The organism is Vibrio sp. HA2012, from assembly GCF_002812955.1.
GTDB lineage: Bacteria > Pseudomonadota > Gammaproteobacteria > Enterobacterales > Vibrionaceae > Vibrio.
In genome coordinates this window covers 282,008-301,012 of sequence record NZ_PFXK01000005.1, presented here as the reverse complement: position 1 = coordinate 301,012, position 19,005 = coordinate 282,008, and the positions used below count along the sequence as shown (strand labels likewise).

Genomic DNA, 19,005 nt, shown 5'->3' with positions numbered 1-19,005 from the left:
CGGCCTGTCACGCCGGGGGTCGCGGGTTCGAGTCCCGTCCGCTCCGCCACTATTTGAAGCCTCAGTCGAAAGACTGGGGCTTTTTTACGCTTGAAGTAAAGTGGCCAATGCGGAGCGGTAGTTCAGTTGGTTAGCTGTTTGTTTTAAAAAAGCGGCCTGTCACGTCGGGGGGCGCGCCCAGGCAAGGTAGATAGGGAGTCCCGTCCGCTCCGCCACGCTTTTTTGTTATAGAGAAGGAAGCCTCAGTCGCAAAACTGAGGCTTTTTTGCGTTTGGAGCAAAGTGAAGAATGTAGAGCGGTCGTTCAGTTGGTTCCTCTTTGTTTAAAAGAAAGCCTGCCTGTCACGCCGGGGGGCGCGCCAAAGCAAGGTAGATAGGGAGTCCCGTCTGCTCCGCCACCCGTTCTTCAAAATAGATAGTGAAGCCTCGTCAGAAATGATGGGGCTTTTTTACGTTTGGGGGAAAGTCCCTGTGACGTAGACATGTATTCCCATTCGATAACGTATGGGAACTGAACCAGCATGGTGAATTGTTGGAAAAGTTTACGCGGCAGCTCTGTCAGAATTCATCCAGACGTACATGTCATCGTCAGTAAGATCATCCGTTGTTCTGGATACCATAGGGAAAAGTTTTTGTGTTTGCTGAGCATCGAATACATGGTCAGTTAAGACAGCCCAGCCACGTATTACGCAGTGGCCACCAGCTTTAGTGATACAATCAGCGATTCGAGAAACATAAGATTCGCAGAATGTTTCTATTTTATAGATATTACTCATAATACACTCCCAGCATACTCATCTATATCTTGAACCCCCGGAACAGGAAAAGGTGGGGGGTGAGTTTGCCGATTTATCGACAAATATATCATTTAAATTATGTCCTGCATATCTTATGCCTGAGAAACCGGTTTCTTGTCATAAAAACTTCATATTTGTGTTTTTTTGGTTAAATTTTATCTTGGTTTGCATTCGTAAACAGTTGATAACGAGTTGATAGCCTGTACAGCATTGTTGAATTGGCGTAAAATTCCCGCCCCTTCGACACCATATGGTGGTGTCGTCCTGACTTGAAATCAGAACTACAGAGATATAAGCAATGTTTAAACCTGAATTACTGTCCCCTGCTGGCAGTCTTAAGAATATGCGGTATGCGTTTGCCTATGGTGCCGATGCTGTATATGCTGGCCAGCCTCGTTATAGCCTCCGTGTGCGTAACAATGAATTCAACCACGAAAATCTGAAAATCGGCATCGATGAAGCTCATGCCCAAGGTAAAAAACTTTATGTGGTATGCAATATTCAGCCGCATAACTCCAAGCTAAAAACTTTTATTCGTGATCTAAAACCTGTGGTTGATATGGGGCCGGACGCACTGATTATGTCTGATCCTGGGTTGATTATGCTGGTGCGTGAAAGCTTCCCGGATATGTCTATTCACCTTTCGGTTCAGGCTAATGCGGTGAACTGGGCAACAGTAAAATTCTGGGCATCTCAGGGTGTAGAAAGGGTTATCCTTTCGCGTGAGCTATCACTGGAAGAAATTGAAGAGATCAGAGAAAAATGTCCGGAGACTGAGCTGGAGATTTTTGTTCACGGAGCTCTGTGTATGGCATACTCTGGCCGTTGTCTGTTATCGGGTTATATTAATAAGCGGGATCCTAATCAGGGTACTTGTACTAATGCCTGTCGTTGGGAATACAAAGTAGAAAAAGCGACTGAAAATGATGCCGGCCAGGTCGTCGAGGTTCAGGAGGCGGTTGAGCGTCCGGACAATACTATTGGTCTGGGTAAGCCGACTGATGAGCTGGTATTACTTTCTGAAAGTCATCGTCCTGACGAAAAAATGGCAGCATTCGAAGATGAACATGGTACTTATATCATGAACTCGAAAGATCTGCGTGCCGTTCAGCATGTGGAGCGTCTGACAAAAATGGGCGTGCATTCTCTTAAAATTGAAGGTCGGACTAAGTCTTTCTATTATTGCGCCCGTACGGCACAGGTATATCGCAAGGCTATTGATGATGCTGTTGCTGGTAAACAGTTTGATCCTAGCCTGATGAATACGCTGGAGAGTTTAGCGCATCGAGGCTATACCGAAGGTTTTTTACGTCGTCATACCCATGACACTTATCAGAACTATGACTACGGTTATTCAATTTCTGATACCCAGCAGTTTGTCGGTGAGTTCACCGGTAAGCGGCGTGGTGTACTGGCAGAAGTTGAAGTTAAGAATAAGTTTGTTGTCGGTGATAGTCTGGAATTGATGACCCCTAAAGGCAATATTATATTTACTCTGGAAGTGATGGAAAATCGCAAGTCAGAATCAGTGGAAGATGCTAAAGGTAACGGTCATTTTGTGTTTATTCCTGTGCCGGAAGATTTGGATCTGGGATATGCCTTATTGATGCGTAATCTGCAAAGCGGACAGAATACCCGCAACCCTCAGGGAGTAAAAGCGGAAGCTCAGGGTAGTCTCTGATCATGGCTCTGTTAATTACACAGAAATGTATCAACTGCGATATGTGTGAGCCGGAGTGCCCTAACAGTGCAATTTCAATGGGAGAAAGTATCTATGAGATAGACCCCAATCTTTGCACTGAGTGTAAAGGGCACTATGATGTTCCTACCTGTCAGTCTGTTTGTCCGATTACTAATTGTATTATTACGGATCCGCAACGGGTTGAGACAGAGGAAGAGCTGTTGGAAAAATTTGTGGTTATTCAGGGGCTGATATAAGAGTCATTAAGAAGTAAAAGCGGAGCACCATGCTCCGCTTTAATCGGCTGACGCTATTCTCAGTTACTTGGTAATCCGCCCAGAGCCTTATATAATTCAGGAAGAAAAGCTTCAAGTTCTGATGACATAAGAGAAAAGTCGGCATCAAAACGCGCAGCCTGATCTTCTCTTGGAATGTCTTCATTTTGGTCTTTGAGTTCATCGCTGAATTTCAGACGCTTGATACTGCCGTCATCAGCGAGAATAAAGTCTAGCCGTTGTTGCCAGTTCAGTAATAGCTTGGTGACGATCTTGTCCGCTTTGATATGGTTAAGGATCTCTTCTGCACTTAATTCCTGCTTTTTACAACGAATAATCCCCCCATCTTCCTGCAACGATTGCAACTCCGCTTCATTCAGAAGTTCGAAACTTTGTGGTGTTTGTGAGCTTTTTACCCACTCTGTCAGAGTCATTTCGATGGGGTGTTCTGGGATGGCGGGTACGACGGGAAGGCTACCGATGGTTTTGCGTAGCAGAGCCAGCACATCTTCTGCTTTTTTATAGCTACCTGCATCTACCAGAATTAGTCCTGTATCAGGAAGAATAAGAACATAAGTATATTGACTGCGGCTAAAGGCTCGAGGGAGTAAATCGACGATGATATCGTCTTTGATTGTCTCTTTTTCTGTTTTTTTCAGTGGGCGGCCTTCTTCTGCCTCCATGATTTCTACTTTTTCATTGAGAGAATCTTTGATGACTGCTGCAGGAAGAAGTTTTTCTTCCTTTTTTGCACAGATAAGAATGCGGTTTTCTGACACATGGGTCAGCATATCGCTGTGCTTGCCCATGACACTGCTCCAACCGAATTTACTTTTGTCCTGACTGCCGCACGGGGAGAAGCGGAATTCTTCCAGCTGTTGTTCCAGTTTATCGGTATTGAATTCAATATCGCGGTTAAAGCGATAAACAAGACAGTTTTTAAACCACATAGTCGTCTCTTTGTTTATGAAAAATGAAAGGAGCCATAATAGGGGAACATCATAAGTTTGTAGAGTTCTTTGTCCTAGAATGGTATCTGAATTGCCGCTTTCTTTACACTAAAGTTGAAAAAGAGCAATGAATTAGCTGAGAAACTTATATGAAAAATTGTTTGCAAAGGTCACAAAAGTGTCATACTTAGTAAAGATAATGCACGTAGTTGATAAAAGTAGAAAGGTTGCTTGTTTATGTCTAGAAAGATTCTGGTTGTTGAAGATGAAGCACCAATTCGCGAAATGTTGTGCTTTGTTCTTGAACAGAAAGGTTATCAGGCAGTAGAGGCAGAGGATTACGATGCTGCACTAAATAAACTGTGTGAGCCCTATCCGGATCTGATTTTGTTGGATTGGATGTTACCGGGAGGTTCAGGTATTAATCTGATTAAGCTCCTGAAACGAGAAGAACTGACTCGTAATATTCCGGTTGTTATGCTGACTGCCCGCGGTGAAGAAGAAGATAAAGTTCGTGGACTAGAAGTGGGAGCGGATGACTATATTACCAAACCTTTCTCTCCTAAGGAGCTGGTTGCTCGTCTGAAAGCGGTTATTCGCCGGGTAACCCCTACTGCTCTGGAAGATATTATTGATGTACAGGGATTGAAGCTTGACCCTGTTTCTCATCGTGTAACTGCGGATGAACAGCCTCTGGATATGGGGCCAACAGAGTTTAAGATGTTGCATTTCTTTATGACTCACCAAGAAAGAGTCTACAGCAGAGAGCAGTTGCTGAATAATGTCTGGGGAACGAATGTTTACGTGGAAGACCGGACAGTTGATGTGCATATACGTCGTTTACGTAAGGCGCTGGAAAATGCCGGTCATGATAAGCTGATACAGACAGTGCGTGGTGCCGGTTACCGTTTTTCCACTAAATCGTAACGGTTACCTCACGGAGAATTTCATGGTTGAAAGGTTAACCTGGAAAAAGCTGGCCTGGACGCTGGCTTTTTTTTACACCCCCTGGATCATTCTTGGCTGGCTGTTTGGTTATATGTCCTGGTTACTGCTGGGAGCTACCGTGTTGCAATTGAGCTGGCATTTTCATAATCAGATCCGTCTTTCTGCATGGTTGTGGGATGAAAAACGTTTAACACCACCCATGGGTACCGGCCATTGGGAAGGGTTGTTTAACGGTATCTATCGCCTGCAGCAAAGGCAGAGAAAGCGGCGCAGGGAACTGACTAATTTAATCCGCCGCTTCCGTAATGGTGCAGAATCGCTACCGGATGCTGTTGTTGTCTTCCGGGGGGAAGGTAATATTGTCTGGTGCAATAAGCTGGCTCAGCACTTGCTGGGGTTCCGCTGGCCGGATGATTCCGGGCAACCGATAACAAATCTTATCCGTACACCCAGTTTTATCAAATATCTGAAAAAAAACAACTTCACTGATCCATTGGAGATGCGCTCTCCTCTGAATGTTGAGCGGACGCTGGAACTGCGGATTGTTCCTTATACAGAAGGTGAGCATTTGATGGTGGTGCGGGATGTTACGCAGTTAAAACAGCTGGAAGGTATGCGGAGAAACTTTTTCGCCAATGTGTCTCATGAACTGCGTACTCCAATGACTGTACTTCAGGGATATCTTGAGATGACTGAAGACCCGGATATGATAGTCGGACCGATGTGGATAAAAGCTCATGGGGTGATGACAGAGCAGCTTAACCGTATGAATGCTCTTGTAAATCAGTTGCTCACTTTGTCTAAGATAGAAGCTGCACCAATGGCGGATCCGCATGAGGTTGTGAATGTGCCCGCTATGCTGGAAATTCTGGAAAAAGAAGCGGTGACTCTGAGTGGGGAAAAACAGCATCAGTTATATTTTGATGTTGATAAGAATTTAAGAGTTCTTGGTGATGAAGATCAACTGCGTAGTGCCATCTCTAACTTGGTTTATAACGCAGTAAAGTATACCCCTCCGGGTGCGGATGTACATGTACGCTGGTATGAAACCAAAAAAGGCGCCCATTTGGATGTGGAAGACAGCGGTGAGGGGATTGAACCTCAGCACATCCACCGGCTGACAGAGCGCTTTTATCGGGTTGATAAGGCTCGTTCAAGGGAAACTGGCGGAAGTGGGCTGGGGCTGGCAATTGTAAAACATGCATTAACTCACCACGATTCAATGCTGGAAATTAGCAGTGAGGTTGGTGTCGGTAGTCAGTTCTCTTTCGTTTTACCTAAAAGACTGGTTGTAAGATAAACCATCTTAAATTGTATTCAAGGTTATGATGTGAAGTATTTCCTGAAACAGTTTTCTGTCATCGTTGCTGTACTGATCAGTTTCAGCTCAGCGGGGGAGGAACTGCCCGATTATAATAAAATTCCTGGCCTATCGGGTAATCTGACTTCTGTTGGGTCGGATACTTTTTCCAGTATGGTTTCTTTGTGGGGGGAAGCTTTTAAGTCTTACTATCCTAATGTGAATGTTCAAGTGCATGCTTCCGGTTCATCGACGGCGGCTCCTGCATTAATTGAAGGAACAGCTCAATTTGGTCCAATGAGCCGGGAAATGCGCCTTAAGGAAATAGAAGCATTTGAGCGAGAACACGGATATCAGCCAACGGTGCTGAAAGTTGCTATTGATGCCATCGGTATTTTTGTTCATGAAGATAATCCGGTAAAAGGATTGAATTTCAAGCAGATCGACAGTGTTTTCTCTGCCACAATGCGTTGTGGTGCTGCGTATCCGGTTTATTCCTGGAGCGAGCTTGGTGTTCAGCAAAAATGGGCAAAGCGACGGATTCAGTTGTTTGGACGGAACTCGGTTTCCGGGACATATGGCTTTTTTAAACAACAGGCTTTATGCGGCGGGGATTTTCAGAAATATGTTAATGAGCAACCGGGGTCGGCTTCTGTCGTTCAGTCTGTTGCATCATCCATTAACTCTATCGGTTATTCCGGTATTGGCTATCGGGTAGCTGGGGTCAAGCTGTTAGCTGTTACTGAACAGGGGGATGAGTATGTCTTTCCGAGCAAACAGAATATTGCCAGTGGGCGCTATCCGTTGTCCCGCTACCTGTATATTTATATTAATAAACATCCGGCAAGATTACTTTCTCCGATAGAATCCGAATTTATCCGCTTTATTTATTCCCGGCAGGGGCAGGAAATTGTTGAAAAAGATGGTTATATTGGCGTATCGCCAGACGTTGCTAAATATGAACTGAATAAAGTGATGCTTTAGTACGACCGAGTGATTATTTCCCCCCTTGTTGATATTGTCTAAAGGCTGTACAATTCGCGCCCTTAATTATTGTTTCGTCATTGTGGGGGCATTATGACCACTAAAAAAATTAATCTGCTTGATTTTGATCGGAAAGGACTGCGTCAGTATTTTGCCGAAGAACTAGGTGAAAAAGCATTCCGAGCTGATCAGTTAATGAAGTGGATTTACCATTTTGGTTGTGATGACTTCGAACAGATGACCAATCTGAATAAAAAACTGCGTGAGAAGCTGATCCGTGTGGCTGAAATTCGCGCACCTGAAGTTTCGGAAGCTCAGTATTCCTCTGATGGTGTGATTAAATGGGCTATGCGTGTGGGTGATCAGGATGTTGAAACAGTTTATATCCCGGATGATGACCGTGCTACCTTATGTGTTTCGTCGCAGGTAGGTTGCGCTTTGGAATGTAAGTTCTGTTCAACTGCTCAGCAAGGTTTTAACCGCAACCTCAGAGTTTCTGAAATTATCGGGCAGGTTTGGCGTGCTGCACGTGAAATTGGGCTGGAAAAAGAGACCGGTCGCCGTCCTATTACCAACGTAGTGATGATGGGGATGGGTGAACCTTTATTGAATATGAAAAATCTGATCCCGGCACTGGAGCTGATGATGGATGATCTTGGCTTTGGGCTGTCAAAGCGCCGGGTAACAGTATCTACATCTGGTGTTGTTTCCGGACTGGATCAGATGACTGGTGCGATTGATGTCGCTCTGGCCGTGTCTCTGCATGCTCCCACTGATGAGTTACGCAGTCAGATCATGCCGATCAATGATCGCTGGAATATTGAAACGCTACTGGAATCCATTCACCGCTATATTGCCAGTTCTAATGCTAACCGTGGCAAAGTAACTATTGAGTATGTTTTGTTGGATCATGTGAATGATGATATGGAACATGCAAGACAGCTCGCAGAGTTACTTAAAGATACCCCGGCAAAAATCAATTTGATTCCATTCAACCCTTATCCTGGTTCACCATATAAGAAGCCAAGTAATTCTCGCATCGATCGTTTTATGAAAACACTGATGCAGTATGAAAATACGGTAACGGTACGTAAAACCCGTGGAGATGACATCGATGCAGCCTGTGGACAGCTGGTCGGTGACGTGATCGACCGGACTAAACGTACAAAACAGAACCAGCAAGGGGAACCAATCCCGGTAGTATCTATCTGATAACCAAAGGTAGATAATTTCTGAATATATTGGGAAAACCTGTGCTCTACAGAGGATTTTCTCAATGTATCAATGGATAACCACCGCTTTTCTTGTTAGTTTAGTCACAGCTTGTGTTACAGTGACGGAAAATAGTGCAGACAGTCGTTTTGATAACATAAAGGCTGCAGAGGCACGTGTTCGCCTCGGATTAGGGTATCTTGATGCTGGCGATATGCTAAGAGCAAGAGAAAACCTTGAGCTTGCAGTTACTTATGCACCCAACTACTATCGGGCACTAAATTCAATCGCTTACTATTATCAACAGGTTGAAGAAAGCCTGTTGGCAGAGCAGGCATACAAAAAAGCGTTACGGGAGTCTCCTCAGAACGGTGATGTGCTTAATAATTTCGGTGTTTTTTTATGTAAACACGGTCGGTATAAGAAGGCCGAGCAGTATTTTAACCGAGCTATTGAGCAACCATATTACTACCAGACAGCCGGTAGTTATGAAAATGCAGGTATGTGTTCGCTGAAAAGCGGAGACAAGAAAAAAGCTGCATTCTATTTTCAGCGTTCTTTGGATCATGAGCCAGATCGTTATCTCTCTTCTTTGCAATTATCCTTGCTGGATATTGAAAGAGGAGAATATCATGCAGCAAGATCCAGGCTCCTTAATATTCACAGAAAGTACGGGTACGGAGCGAACAGTCTGGACTTGGCTGTACAGCTGGAAAGAAAGGCGGGTAACGCCGGACTGGCAGAAGTCTATGTCCGTAAACTGAAAGATGAATACCCGGACTCGGAACAATATCAGAAGTACATAGCGGATGAGTACTGAAACAGTAAATAAAGAACCAGAAGAGATATCAGAGCCACAGATTCAGGCCGGAGATTTATTGCGTGAAGCCCGGACAAAAGCAGGGTTGTCACAGCGGGAAGTTGCTGACAGGCTTCGGCTTAAGCTTGCTGTTATTGAAAGTATCGATAAGAACGATTTTGAATTTGATCATGTTGCTACGTTTACGCGTGGATATTTGCGTTCATATGCTAAATTGGTAGCTGTTGATGAAAATGTGGTACTGAAGGCTCTGGATGGTGCAGATGAAGTTCAACATAAAGAACATACAATGCAGAGCTTTTCCCGTAAAACGAAACGAGAGATGCATGATCGCAGGATCATGAAGCTGACCTGGGGGATTTTTATTGTCATCATCGGTATTTCATCCGTATGGTGGTATCAGAATCAGCAGGATACGATTACGGAAGTGTCTGAACAGGATGCTGTGCAGCCTTTGCTGGTCGATGAGGTCATATCAGAAAAAGCCAGTGCTGTTATTGAATTTGAAACGATAGATGAACCGGAGCCGGCACGTATTGATGCATCTGTCACCGTTACTGAACAGCCGGAAGCGGACGCTACTCTTTCAGAGGTTCAGGCTGACAGCAGTAATAATGCGGTTACTGTGATTAATAGTACGACTGTCGGATCCGCTGATGCGGAAGTATCTGCTGCTGGTGAAGCAGAACCGTCTCTAGCGTCTGTTACTCAGTTGGATACAACTCTGGTGTTGAATTTTTCCTCCGATTGCTGGATTCAGGTGACCGATGCCAGCGGTAAAACTCTAGCTACCGGTGTGAAAAAACCGAATACGACGCTGACACTCAGCGGAGAAACACCCTACAAGGTTATTTTAGGGGCACCAGAAGGTGTGAGCATTACATTTGCAAGTGAATCTGTTGACCTTTCTGGGTATACTTCAGGCAAAGTAGCAAGATTGACTCTACCCTAGAAGCGGACTATGCAACACGAATCTCCTATTAAACGTCGCCCCTCAAGCAGAATTTACGTGGGCGATGTACCTATTGGTGACGGCGCACCTGTGAGTGTGCAGTCTATGACCAACACCCGAACAACTGATGTTGAAGCAACCGTTGCACAAATCAGATCACTGGAAAAAGTCGGTGCTGATATTGTGCGTGTATCGGTACCAACGATGGATGCGGCAGAAGCCTTCAGGCTGATCAAACAACAGGTCTCTGTTCCTCTGGTGGCCGATATTCACTTCGATTACCGCATCGCACTAAAAGTGGCCGAATATGGTGTTGACTGTCTGCGAATTAACCCGGGAAACATCGGTAAAGAAGATCGTATCCGTGCGGTAGTGGATTGTGCCAGAGATAAAAATATCCCTATTCGAATAGGGGTTAATGGAGGCTCTCTGGAGAAAGATATCCAACTGAAATATGGTGAGCCAACGCCTGAGGCGTTAGTGGAATCAGCCATGCGACATGTGGATATTCTGGATAAGCTGAATTTTGATCAGTTTAAGGTCAGTGTGAAAGCATCGGATGTCTTTCTGGCTGTAGACTCATACCGTCTGCTGGCACAGAAAATTGATCAGCCTCTGCATCTTGGTATTACTGAAGCTGGAGGTGCCCGTGCCGGTTCTATTAAATCTGCAGTCGGTCTGGGGCTGCTGCTTTCTGAAGGTATCGGTGACACGCTGCGTATTTCACTGGCAGCGAATCCGGTTGAAGAGATTAAAGTTGGATTTGATATTTTGAAATCTCTGCGAATCCGTTCTCGTGGCATCAATTTTATTGCCTGTCCGACCTGCTCACGTCAGGAGTTTGATGTGATAGCAACTGTCAACGCACTGGAAGAACGGCTGGAAGATGTACTGACACCGATGGATGTATCTCTGATTGGTTGTGTCGTAAACGGTCCTGGTGAAGCAGAATCGGCTCATCTTGGACTGGCTGGCAGTAACAATAAAAGTGCTTTGTATGAAGATGGAAAGCGGCTGAAAGAGCGTCTGGACAATAATGATTTGGTTGATCAGCTTGAGGCTAGAATTCGGGCTAAAGCATCCATGCTGGATCAGGCTAAGCGCATTGAAATTAATCAGATTGAAGACTAATACAGCAATATCAGTAAGATATTGTATTTAAAAACGGTAAAAGAAAGTGGCAAAAACTATTCAGGCAATCCGGGGCATGAACGACTGCCTCCCGACAAACTCTCCACTGTGGCAGAAAGTTGAAGGCACAGTAAAACAGGTACTGAGCGCATACGGTTACAGTGAAATTCGCATGCCGATTGTTGAGATGACTCACCTGTTCAGTCGTGCTATCGGTGAAGTTACGGATGTAGTAGAGAAAGAAATGTACACCTTCGACGATCGGAACGGCGACAGTCTGACTCTTCGTCCGGAAGGTACGGCTGGTTGTGTGCGTGCCGGTATTGAAAATGGGTTGTTATACAATCAGGAACAACGTCTGTGGTATATGGGACCGATGTTCCGTCATGAGCGTCCACAGAAAGGACGTTACCGTCAGTTCCATCAGGTTGGTGTGGAAGTATTTGGCCTGGAAGGGCCGGACATTGATGCCGAGATGATCATGATGACAGCCCGTTTGTGGCGGGAACTGGGGATCAGCGAGCATGTACGTCTGGAGCTGAATTCTATTGGTTCTCTGGAGGCTCGGGCCAGCTATCGTGATGCGCTGGTTGCTTATCTGGAACAGCATTTGGATGTGCTGGATGAGGATTGTAAACGTCGCATGTACACGAATCCGTTACGGGTTCTGGATACTAAAAATCCTGATATACAGAAGATCCTGCTGGACGCACCTAAGCTATCCGAGTACCTGGACGAAGAATCAAAACAACATTTTACAGGTCTGTGTGAACTTCTTGGCGCGGCAGGTATCGAATATCAAATTAATGACCGTTTGGTTCGTGGTCTGGATTACTATAACCGTACGGTATTTGAGTGGATAACAGAAAGTCTTGGGGCTCAGGGAACAGTTTGTGGTGGTGGTCGCTACGATGGTCTTGTTGAGCAACTGGGCGGGAAGACCACACCGGCTGTCGGGTTTGCTATGGGGCTGGAGCGTCTGGTTCTGTTGCTGGAAACCCTGAAACTGAATAATGTCCGCCGTGCTGTGGATGTCTATATCGTGACTGCCGGTGAAGGAACCATGATGGCTGGTATGAAGCTAGCCGAAAAGTTGCGTGAAGAGGTTCCCGGTCTGAGAGTGATGAGTCACTTTGGCGGTGGTAACTTCAAGAAACAATTTAAACGCGCTGATAAAGTCGGTGCCGCGGTAGCATTAGTGCTGGGTGAGAATGAAGTCGCAGATAATACGGTCGTATTTAAAGACCTGACTGGCGGAGAGCAGATGATCTTTGCTCAGTCAGACGTTGCAGCTCAGCTGATGAAATTGATTTAAGAGGACAGGACGTGGAACTCTACGATACTGAAGAACAACAGGTTGAAGCCATCAAAGACTGGTGGAAAGAAAACGGTAAGGCAGTCATTCTGGGGAGTGTAATCGGCCTGAGTGGTTTGTTTGGCTGGCAGTATTATCAGGATTCTGTTATTGCCGCTCAGGATGAAGCCTCCCAAAGTTATTCTGTGGCAGTAGAAGCTCTGGCTAAAGACGGCGCGGATGCTTTTGCTGATGTGGAGAGCTTTATTAGTGGTCATAAAGATACACAGTACTCTGTACTGGCTGCGTTGCAGTTGGCTAAGGCTCAAGTCGATGCTGGTGATCCGGATGCCGCTTTATCTCAACTGCAGTGGGCAAAAGAAAATAGTGGTGACGATACACTGAGCCCTCTTATTTCATTACGTATCGCACGCTTACTGGCAGAGAAAGGCGAGCCAGAGGAGGCTCTCTCCGAACTGGCTGCTGTTAAATCAGCAAGCTGGGCTGGTCGTGTTGCTGAACTTAAAGGAGACCTGCTGTTGCGTCAGGGGGATAAAGATGGGGCTTATTCCGCTTATACACAAGCACAGCAGGCGAATGATGCCAGTCAGGCATTACAGATGAAATTGGATGATCTTGCCAGATAAGGGCGTGGTATGAAGAAGTTACTAAGCCGGACACTGCTGGGCTCTATGCTGATTACCGGTTTGTTGGGTTGTTCCAGCGAAGAAGACACCATTGTTATGGCTTCGTTACCTGAGGTAAAAAGCCAGTTTTCTGTTGATAGAGACTGGTCTGCTTCTGTGGGTGACGGTGTCGGACATTATTTTTCCAGACTGGCTCCTGTAGCGGCTTATGGGAAGATATTTGTTGCCAGCAGAGATGGCAATATCAAGGCTCTGGAACCTGATAGTGGTAAGACGATTTGGTTGGCTGATTTGGAACAGGATGAGCCTGTCCGCTTATCTGGTGGTATGACTGCAGCGTATAAAAAGTTGTTTATCGGTTCGGAAAATGGTGAAGTAATAGCTCTGGACATTGAAACTGGAGCCGTTTTGTGGCGTTCTAAACTTGACGGTGAGGTACTGGCTCGTCCGGTTGCTGATAATAACTTTGCTATAGTTCACACGGCTCGGGGAATGCTTGTTGCTCTGAATGCCGATACCGGCGAACAGGTCTGGACTATTAGTACCGAAGTGCCTAATCTGACTTTGCGTGGAGACAGCACACCGCTGGCAGTTTCTGGTGGAATCTTCTGGGGGACGGCGAACGGGCGTCTCGCAGCGGCTGTAGTTGAGCACGGACAACTGATCTGGCAGCAGGTGGTCGGAAGTCCTAAAGGGGCGACAGAGATTGATCGTCTGGTGGATTCTGATGCCTCACCGATAGTGATTGGTAGAACGCTCTACACGGTAGGTATCAATGGGCAACTGGTCGCTATTGATCTGCGATCCGGTTCTCCATCCTGGAAACGCAGTTATTCGTCGGCTTCTGATATGGCAACGGATGGAAGTCGTTTATTTGTGCTGACAGATAAAGATCATCTGGCCGCAGTTGATGCCCGTTCCGGTACTGAGCTATGGACAAATAAGCAACTGGAACATCGTTTACTGACTTCTCCGGTGATTGTTGATGATTATCTGGTTGTCGGAGACAGTCTTGGTTATCTACACTGGCTGGATCGTGATACGGGTGCATTTGTTGCACAGCAATTTGTGAATGACAGTGGTTTTGCTGTTGGTCCGTTGAAACTGGATGATGGGTATATGATTACGACCCGTAATGGTCAGGTCATAAAGCTGCACATCGAATAATCCTTGTATAGCCAGTTAGAAATTGTGATAGAATTCACGGTCGGCTCCTGACTTAGCGGTCAGGAGCCGTTTTATTACAGCTGCAAAGTTGCGGCAGTATCTGCGTAGTTATAGGTAAATACGGAAAATTTACCTATAACTACATAATGTAACAAATAACTATTGTAGAGATTATAGAGGTTATTATGGTTCCTGTTGTTGCTCTGGTCGGGCGTCCAAATGTTGGTAAATCAACCTTGTTTAACCGCCTGACACGTACCCGGGACGCACTGGTTGCGGATTTTCCGGGTCTGACCCGGGATCGTAAATATGGACAGGCCAAAGTCGGTGAACGTGAGTTTATCGTCATTGACACCGGTGGTATTGACGGTTCTGAAGAAGGTGTGGAAACTAAAATGGCGGCACAATCGCTGGCTGCTATTGATGAATCTGACGTCGTTCTGTTTATGGTGGATGGCCGAGCCGGATTGACAGTGGCGGATGAAGCTATTGCCCAACATCTGAGAAAAATTGAAAAACCAGCTATGCTGGTGGTCAACAAAGTAGATGGCATTGATGCTGATGCCGCGAGTGCGGAATTCTGGCAATTGGGTATGGAAAACATGTACCAGATTGCTGCCGCTCACGGGCGTGGTGTAACCGCACTTCTTGAATGGGCTCTGAATCCGTTTATGGATGAATTGCTGGAGCAGGAAAAAGGCGAGCTTGTCGATTTGACTGAATATGAAGATTCAGAAGAAGAAAAGCTCGATTATACCGAGGAAGAAGCGGAAGAAGAATTCAAACGCCTGCAGGATCAGCCGATTAAGTTGGCCATTATTGGCCGGCCTAATGTGGGTAAATCAACTCTGACCAACCGTATTCTGGGTGAAGAAAGGGTTGTTGTGTATGATATGCCAGGTACAACCCGAGATTCTATTTACATCCCAATGGAGCGCGACGGAAGAGAATATGTGCTGATTGATACGGCTGGCGTACGTCGTCGTAAACGCATTAATGAAACCGTAGAGAAGTTTTCTGTGGTGAAGACCCTGAAAGCAATTGAAGATGCTAATGTTATCCTGTTAGTTGTTGATGCCCGCGAGAATATTTCTGATCAGGATCTGAGCCTGCTTGGTTTTGCATTGAATGCAGGACGCTCTATCGTTATTGCTGTAAATAAGTGGGATGGTCTGGATACGGATGTCAAAGAACGAGTGAAGAAAGAGCTGGATCGTCGTCTTGGTTTTGTTGATTTTGCTCGTATCCACTTTATTTCAGCACTGCATGGAACTGGGGTTGGTCATCTATTTGAATCAGTACAGGAAGCGTATAAATCGGCAACTACCCGCGTAGGAACCTCTGTACTGACCCGGATAATGAAAATGGCGACAGATGACCACCAGCCCCCACTGGTACGTGGTCGCAGGGTCAAACTTAAATATGCGCACGCTGGTGGCTATAATCCGCCGATTATTGTTATCCACGGCAATCAGGTCAATGAACTGCCGGATTCCTACAAGCGTTATCTGATGAATTACTACAGACGTTCTCTGGAGATTATGGGAACCCCAATTCGTATCCAGTTCCAGAACAGTGAAAATCCATATGAAAATAAAGCGACTAAGCTGACGCTTTCTCAGGATCGCAAGCGTAAGCGTTTGATGGGAATGATGAAAGGGCGGAAGAAGTAATGATGCTTTTTCCTGTATGCTAGACTTTAGTGTGCTTGTAAATAACAGAGGTCGGAATGATATATACCGGCCTCTTTCTTTTTGTGCGTAATGCTCTTTCTTCGTTCGGATGAATGGAGACAGAGCGAACTAGATCATGATCTTTTCTTATGCTGATAATTCTGTTGAAAGGTTTATATTTATGATTATTTAGTTTTTTGTATCGTTTAAAATTGAAATACAGAATATGTAACTTATGCTTTCGGGTTGTGGTGATATAAATATTCTTATTGAGGCTGATCGCTGATCAAAATTGATAAAGCAGATGATCCGATAAGGATCTTGGCTGGGATTTTAGGTGAAGAGGATCTGGTTTGTCGACGGTATGATAAAGATCAAAGTCTGAATTGCGGCAGAAGGTAACAATTATGCCATACTGACAGAGAAAAACAGAGACAGGTAAACATAATGACAACACAGAACGCATGTCCGGAATGTGGCGCAGAGATGGCGTGGGAACAAGGAGAGTATCATTGTGATGCATGCCAGCTTCACTATAAAAAAGTCATGTTCTGCCCTAAATGTAATGCTGAATTAGAAAAGCTGGTTGCCTGCGGGGCGGCTAACTATTTTTGTAATACCTGTAATGAGCTGGTGTCCAGAAGTCAGGCTACAATTGAGTTTCAGCGTCAGTAAATATTATTCAGTATCAGAGGATAATTGTGCAAAGTAGTGGCATATCTCTTCAACAGCATTGAGTGAACGGGGAGTCGGGCGATTTACCCAATCTGGATTAACCATTTTCACATGCCCTTTCTGAACGGCTGGAAGCAGAGTTTCCCACTGTTGCCACATAGTATCTATGCTGTCAGAACGGGCAGAAACAAAGATGGTTTCCGGCTGTCTGACAATCACCTGTTCCGTACTGACCTGAGGATAGGCAATTATACCGTCCGGAAAGATGTTTTTTCCACCGCAGACGCTGAAGACCTCAGATGGCCAGTGACCTTCTGTCACTGTATAAATCGGATGGCCGCCAAGTTGGTAGAAGTAAGATATTGTCTTATTATTCTTATATTGTTTCTGTAATTGTGCAAGACGCTGGCGGAATGCTGCAGCATTGCTTTTTCCGGTAGCCGGGTTTGCAGCAAAACGGCTGAGATCCTCAATACGTGATGCGATGTCATTCAGTGTGTTGGCATCGGCATAGTAGATATGAAAGCCAAGATCCTGAAGTTTCTGTATGGCCTTACCCTGTCCTCCGGATCGCCAGGCTACAAGTAAGTCCGGATCCAGAGCAATTATCCGCTCAATATTAATATTGCTGTAGCTACTGACCCGCTCCAGAGCTTTTGCTTCCGGAGGATAGTCGCTGTAGTCACTGGCAGCGATCAGTTTGTCGCCCAGTCCGGCAGCATAAAGCAGTTCGGTTGCACCTGGTGAAAGAGAAATAATTCGTTCTGCTGCCGGGACGGCGGCAGAAAGCAGGCAGAAAAGCAATACGCCCGGATAATGCATGTTACACTCCCTGATAGCTAAGCAGCATAATCAGGCTTTGCAGGCTGACCCAGATAAAAATACGCCAGACCAACAGTTTTTGCAGCTGAGCAAGGTGGAAAGCTGAAGGAACGATGCGTCCCCCCAATTTGGCCCGGATAGATTTCTGGCTACTGCTATGATGCTTATCCGGATAAATCGCAGGCCCTCCTACCGACAGATCCAGTTTTCCGGCCGCAGTTGCCAGCAACCAGCCAGGTCCCGGTGTTGGCCAGCTTTTGCTCTGGGCCAGCATTCGTGTACTGCATTTACCGGCTTGCTTCCCTGCCAGCAACAGTAAGCTGAACAGCCGCAGAGGAATATATTCGAGTACAGCCAGAAGCCGGACTGCTGGTATGCCAAATGGCAAGAAGTCAGCCCTGCTTGGTGACCAGGCTCTTGCCAGTTCTTGTGTCAGACGGTACATCAATGCACCGGTTCCGCCGCTTAAGCCGTACCAGAACAGTACACAGACAACATTGCGCCCATATCCCAAAATGATGGTTTCTGCTCCGGCCTTACCTAAACCGACAATAGAAAGTGTTTCTGTCTGGCGATTCAGTACTGGCTGCAACAATTTGCGGGCTTTGTGCTTATCTTCTTCAGACAGTGCCCGGGTAAAATGAGCCGTAAATTTTTCTGTATTGCGCCAGTCGATAGCCAGCAACAACAGTGCCAGTTCAAACAGTTCACTTTTCCAGACCAGTGGTTTGAGTGCCAGAAACAGAATAAGAGCTGGAATCGTCATTAGCAGCCAGGCAAGTGTGCCGGACAGAAGGCTTTGAGTATAGCTGGCGGGGGTATTTACTTTGTCTGCCAAAATTCGGGCAAAAGCACGCCAGAGCATTGCAGGGTGGGCTGCCTGTGGGATAGGCAGCAGCAAATGGAACAGCAGGGCACCCCACATAATCAGCAGGGCACCATTACTATAGATGTGTTCAAACAGGGCTGCCATAGTCTGGATTTATTTAAGGATATCCACCATTTTTATTACCATCTCAGAGGAGCTTTGTGCTGCCAGAGGCAGAAATTCGTCAAAACTCATCGGAGAGGCTTTATCGGCGACATCAGAGATAGCCCGGACAACCACGAAAGGTACTCCAAACTGGTGGCAGGTCTGTGCAATGGCGACAGCTTCCATATCTACTGCAATAACGGAAGGGAAGTTCTGCAGAATAAAAGACTTTCGTTCATCTGAGTTGATAAACTGATCACCTGTGCAGATAAGTCCGTGTACTGCATGTTTGTTGTTCATCTGTTGCAGGGCTTTTTCGGCCACAGTGATTAAATGTCGATCCGAAATAAAAGCGGCTGGCTGGCCTGCCATCTGACCGATTTCATAGCCAAATGCCGTTACATCGGCATCATGGTGGCGGACTTCAGTTGAAATAACCACATCACCCAGATTCAGGCTTTGATCGAATCCACCAGCAGAACCGGTATTGATAACCACATCTGGCTGATATATTTCCAGAAGCAGGGTGGTTCCAACCGCTGAGGAAACTTTGCCTATACCTGATTTCAGCAATACTACATCAACACCGTTGAGTTGTCCGGTGTAGAAGGTACAGCCACCTTTAAGTTCTTCTGAACAGTCGGTCATGGTTTTACGTAGCGTTGCCACTTCCAGTTCCATTGCGCCGATAATGCCGATCTTCAT

General features: G+C 45.9%; 19 protein-coding genes. 14 read left to right on the top strand and 5 right to left on the bottom strand.

Going from position 1 to position 19,005, the window contains the following annotated elements; all coding sequences use genetic code 11:
• Positions 1-541 precede the first annotated feature (541 nt).
• Positions 542-775, bottom strand: coding sequence for a hypothetical protein (locus CSW98_RS11740; protein WP_100800663.1), 234 nt, complete (start codon positions 773-775; stop codon positions 542-544).
• A gap of 319 nt (positions 776-1,094) precedes the next feature.
• On the opposite strand from CSW98_RS11740, the gene trhP reads away from it, so the two are divergent.
• Positions 1,095-2,477, top strand: coding sequence for a prephenate-dependent tRNA uridine(34) hydroxylase TrhP (gene trhP, locus CSW98_RS11735; RefSeq protein ID WP_100800662.1), 1,383 nt, complete (start codon positions 1,095-1,097; stop codon positions 2,475-2,477).
• A gap of 2 nt (positions 2,478-2,479) precedes the next feature.
• Positions 2,480-2,734 (top strand): YfhL family 4Fe-4S dicluster ferredoxin, encoded by a 255-nt coding sequence (locus tag CSW98_RS11730; protein ID WP_100800661.1) that lies wholly within the window; start codon positions 2,480-2,482, stop codon positions 2,732-2,734.
• Positions 2,735-2,793: 59 nt separating this feature from the next.
• Here CSW98_RS11730 and rdgC read toward each other — a convergent pair whose 3' ends face one another.
• Positions 2,794-3,702: a recombination-associated protein RdgC gene (rdgC, locus tag CSW98_RS11725; protein WP_100800660.1), complete on the bottom strand. Its 909-nt coding sequence runs from the start codon at positions 3,700-3,702 to the stop codon at positions 2,794-2,796.
• A 237-nt stretch (positions 3,703-3,939) separates the two neighbouring features.
• Here rdgC and phoB point away from each other — a divergent pair, with 237 nt between their 5' ends.
• The 12 genes from phoB (at position 3,940) to CSW98_RS11665 (ending at position 16,505) form a co-directional block, all read left to right on the top strand.
• Positions 3,940-4,629 (top strand): phosphate regulon transcriptional regulator PhoB, encoded by a 690-nt coding sequence (gene phoB / locus CSW98_RS11720; RefSeq protein WP_100800659.1) that lies wholly within the window; start codon positions 3,940-3,942, stop codon positions 4,627-4,629.
• 22 nt (positions 4,630-4,651) lie between these two features.
• Entirely contained in the window at positions 4,652-5,950 is a 1,299-nt protein-coding gene (gene phoR / locus CSW98_RS11715) for a phosphate regulon sensor histidine kinase PhoR (protein ID WP_100800658.1), read from the top strand.
• 42 nt (positions 5,951-5,992) lie between these two features.
• On the top strand, positions 5,993-6,934 hold the full coding sequence (locus CSW98_RS11710; RefSeq protein ID WP_232733522.1) for a PstS family phosphate ABC transporter substrate-binding protein: 942 nt from the start codon (positions 5,993-5,995) through the stop codon (positions 6,932-6,934).
• A gap of 93 nt (positions 6,935-7,027) precedes the next feature.
• Positions 7,028-8,146 (top strand): dual-specificity RNA methyltransferase RlmN, encoded by a 1,119-nt coding sequence (gene rlmN / locus CSW98_RS11705; RefSeq protein ID WP_100800656.1) that lies wholly within the window; start codon positions 7,028-7,030, stop codon positions 8,144-8,146.
• A gap of 64 nt (positions 8,147-8,210) precedes the next feature.
• Positions 8,211-8,966: a type IV pilus biogenesis/stability protein PilW gene (pilW, locus tag CSW98_RS11700; RefSeq protein ID WP_100800655.1), complete on the top strand. Its 756-nt coding sequence runs from the start codon at positions 8,211-8,213 to the stop codon at positions 8,964-8,966.
• A complete protein-coding gene (rodZ, locus tag CSW98_RS11695; protein WP_100800654.1) occupies positions 8,956-9,918 on the top strand; it encodes a cytoskeleton protein RodZ in 963 nt (320 codons plus the stop codon). Before pilW ends, rodZ begins: the two co-directional genes overlap by 11 nt.
• A gap of 9 nt (positions 9,919-9,927) precedes the next feature.
• Complete coding sequence (gene ispG / locus CSW98_RS11690) at positions 9,928-11,049, top strand: flavodoxin-dependent (E)-4-hydroxy-3-methylbut-2-enyl-diphosphate synthase (RefSeq protein ID WP_100800653.1); 1,122 nt, start codon at positions 9,928-9,930, stop codon at positions 11,047-11,049.
• A 46-nt stretch (positions 11,050-11,095) separates the two neighbouring features.
• Positions 11,096-12,364, top strand: a complete 1,269-nt coding sequence (hisS, locus tag CSW98_RS11685; RefSeq protein ID WP_100800652.1) for a histidine--tRNA ligase — start codon at positions 11,096-11,098, stop codon at positions 12,362-12,364.
• A gap of 11 nt (positions 12,365-12,375) precedes the next feature.
• Complete coding sequence (locus tag CSW98_RS11680; RefSeq protein WP_100800651.1) at positions 12,376-12,990, top strand: YfgM family protein; 615 nt, start codon at positions 12,376-12,378, stop codon at positions 12,988-12,990.
• A 9-nt stretch (positions 12,991-12,999) separates the two neighbouring features.
• Positions 13,000-14,157, top strand: a complete 1,158-nt coding sequence (bamB, locus tag CSW98_RS11675; RefSeq protein ID WP_100800650.1) for an outer membrane protein assembly factor BamB — start codon at positions 13,000-13,002, stop codon at positions 14,155-14,157.
• Between the two features lie 185 nt (positions 14,158-14,342).
• Complete coding sequence (gene der / locus CSW98_RS11670; RefSeq protein ID WP_100800649.1) at positions 14,343-15,830, top strand: ribosome biogenesis GTPase Der; 1,488 nt, start codon at positions 14,343-14,345, stop codon at positions 15,828-15,830.
• A 447-nt stretch (positions 15,831-16,277) separates the two neighbouring features.
• Positions 16,278-16,505, top strand: a complete 228-nt coding sequence (locus tag CSW98_RS11665; protein WP_100800648.1) for a zinc ribbon domain-containing protein — start codon at positions 16,278-16,280, stop codon at positions 16,503-16,505.
• Between the two features lie 3 nt (positions 16,506-16,508).
• Here CSW98_RS11665 and btuF read toward each other — a convergent pair whose 3' ends face one another.
• The 3 genes from btuF to mtnN are packed head-to-tail and all read right to left on the bottom strand — an operon-like array spanning position 16,509 to position 19,005.
• Positions 16,509-17,327, bottom strand: coding sequence for a vitamin B12 ABC transporter substrate-binding protein BtuF (gene btuF, locus CSW98_RS11660; protein ID WP_100800647.1), 819 nt, complete (start codon positions 17,325-17,327; stop codon positions 16,509-16,511).
• 1 nt (position 17,328) lies between these two features.
• Positions 17,329-18,300, bottom strand: a complete 972-nt coding sequence (locus tag CSW98_RS11655) for a cobalamin biosynthesis family protein (RefSeq protein ID WP_100800646.1) — start codon at positions 18,298-18,300, stop codon at positions 17,329-17,331.
• A gap of 9 nt (positions 18,301-18,309) precedes the next feature.
• On the bottom strand, positions 18,310-19,005 hold the full coding sequence (gene mtnN / locus CSW98_RS11650) for a 5'-methylthioadenosine/S-adenosylhomocysteine nucleosidase (RefSeq protein ID WP_100800645.1): 696 nt from the start codon (positions 19,003-19,005) through the stop codon (positions 18,310-18,312).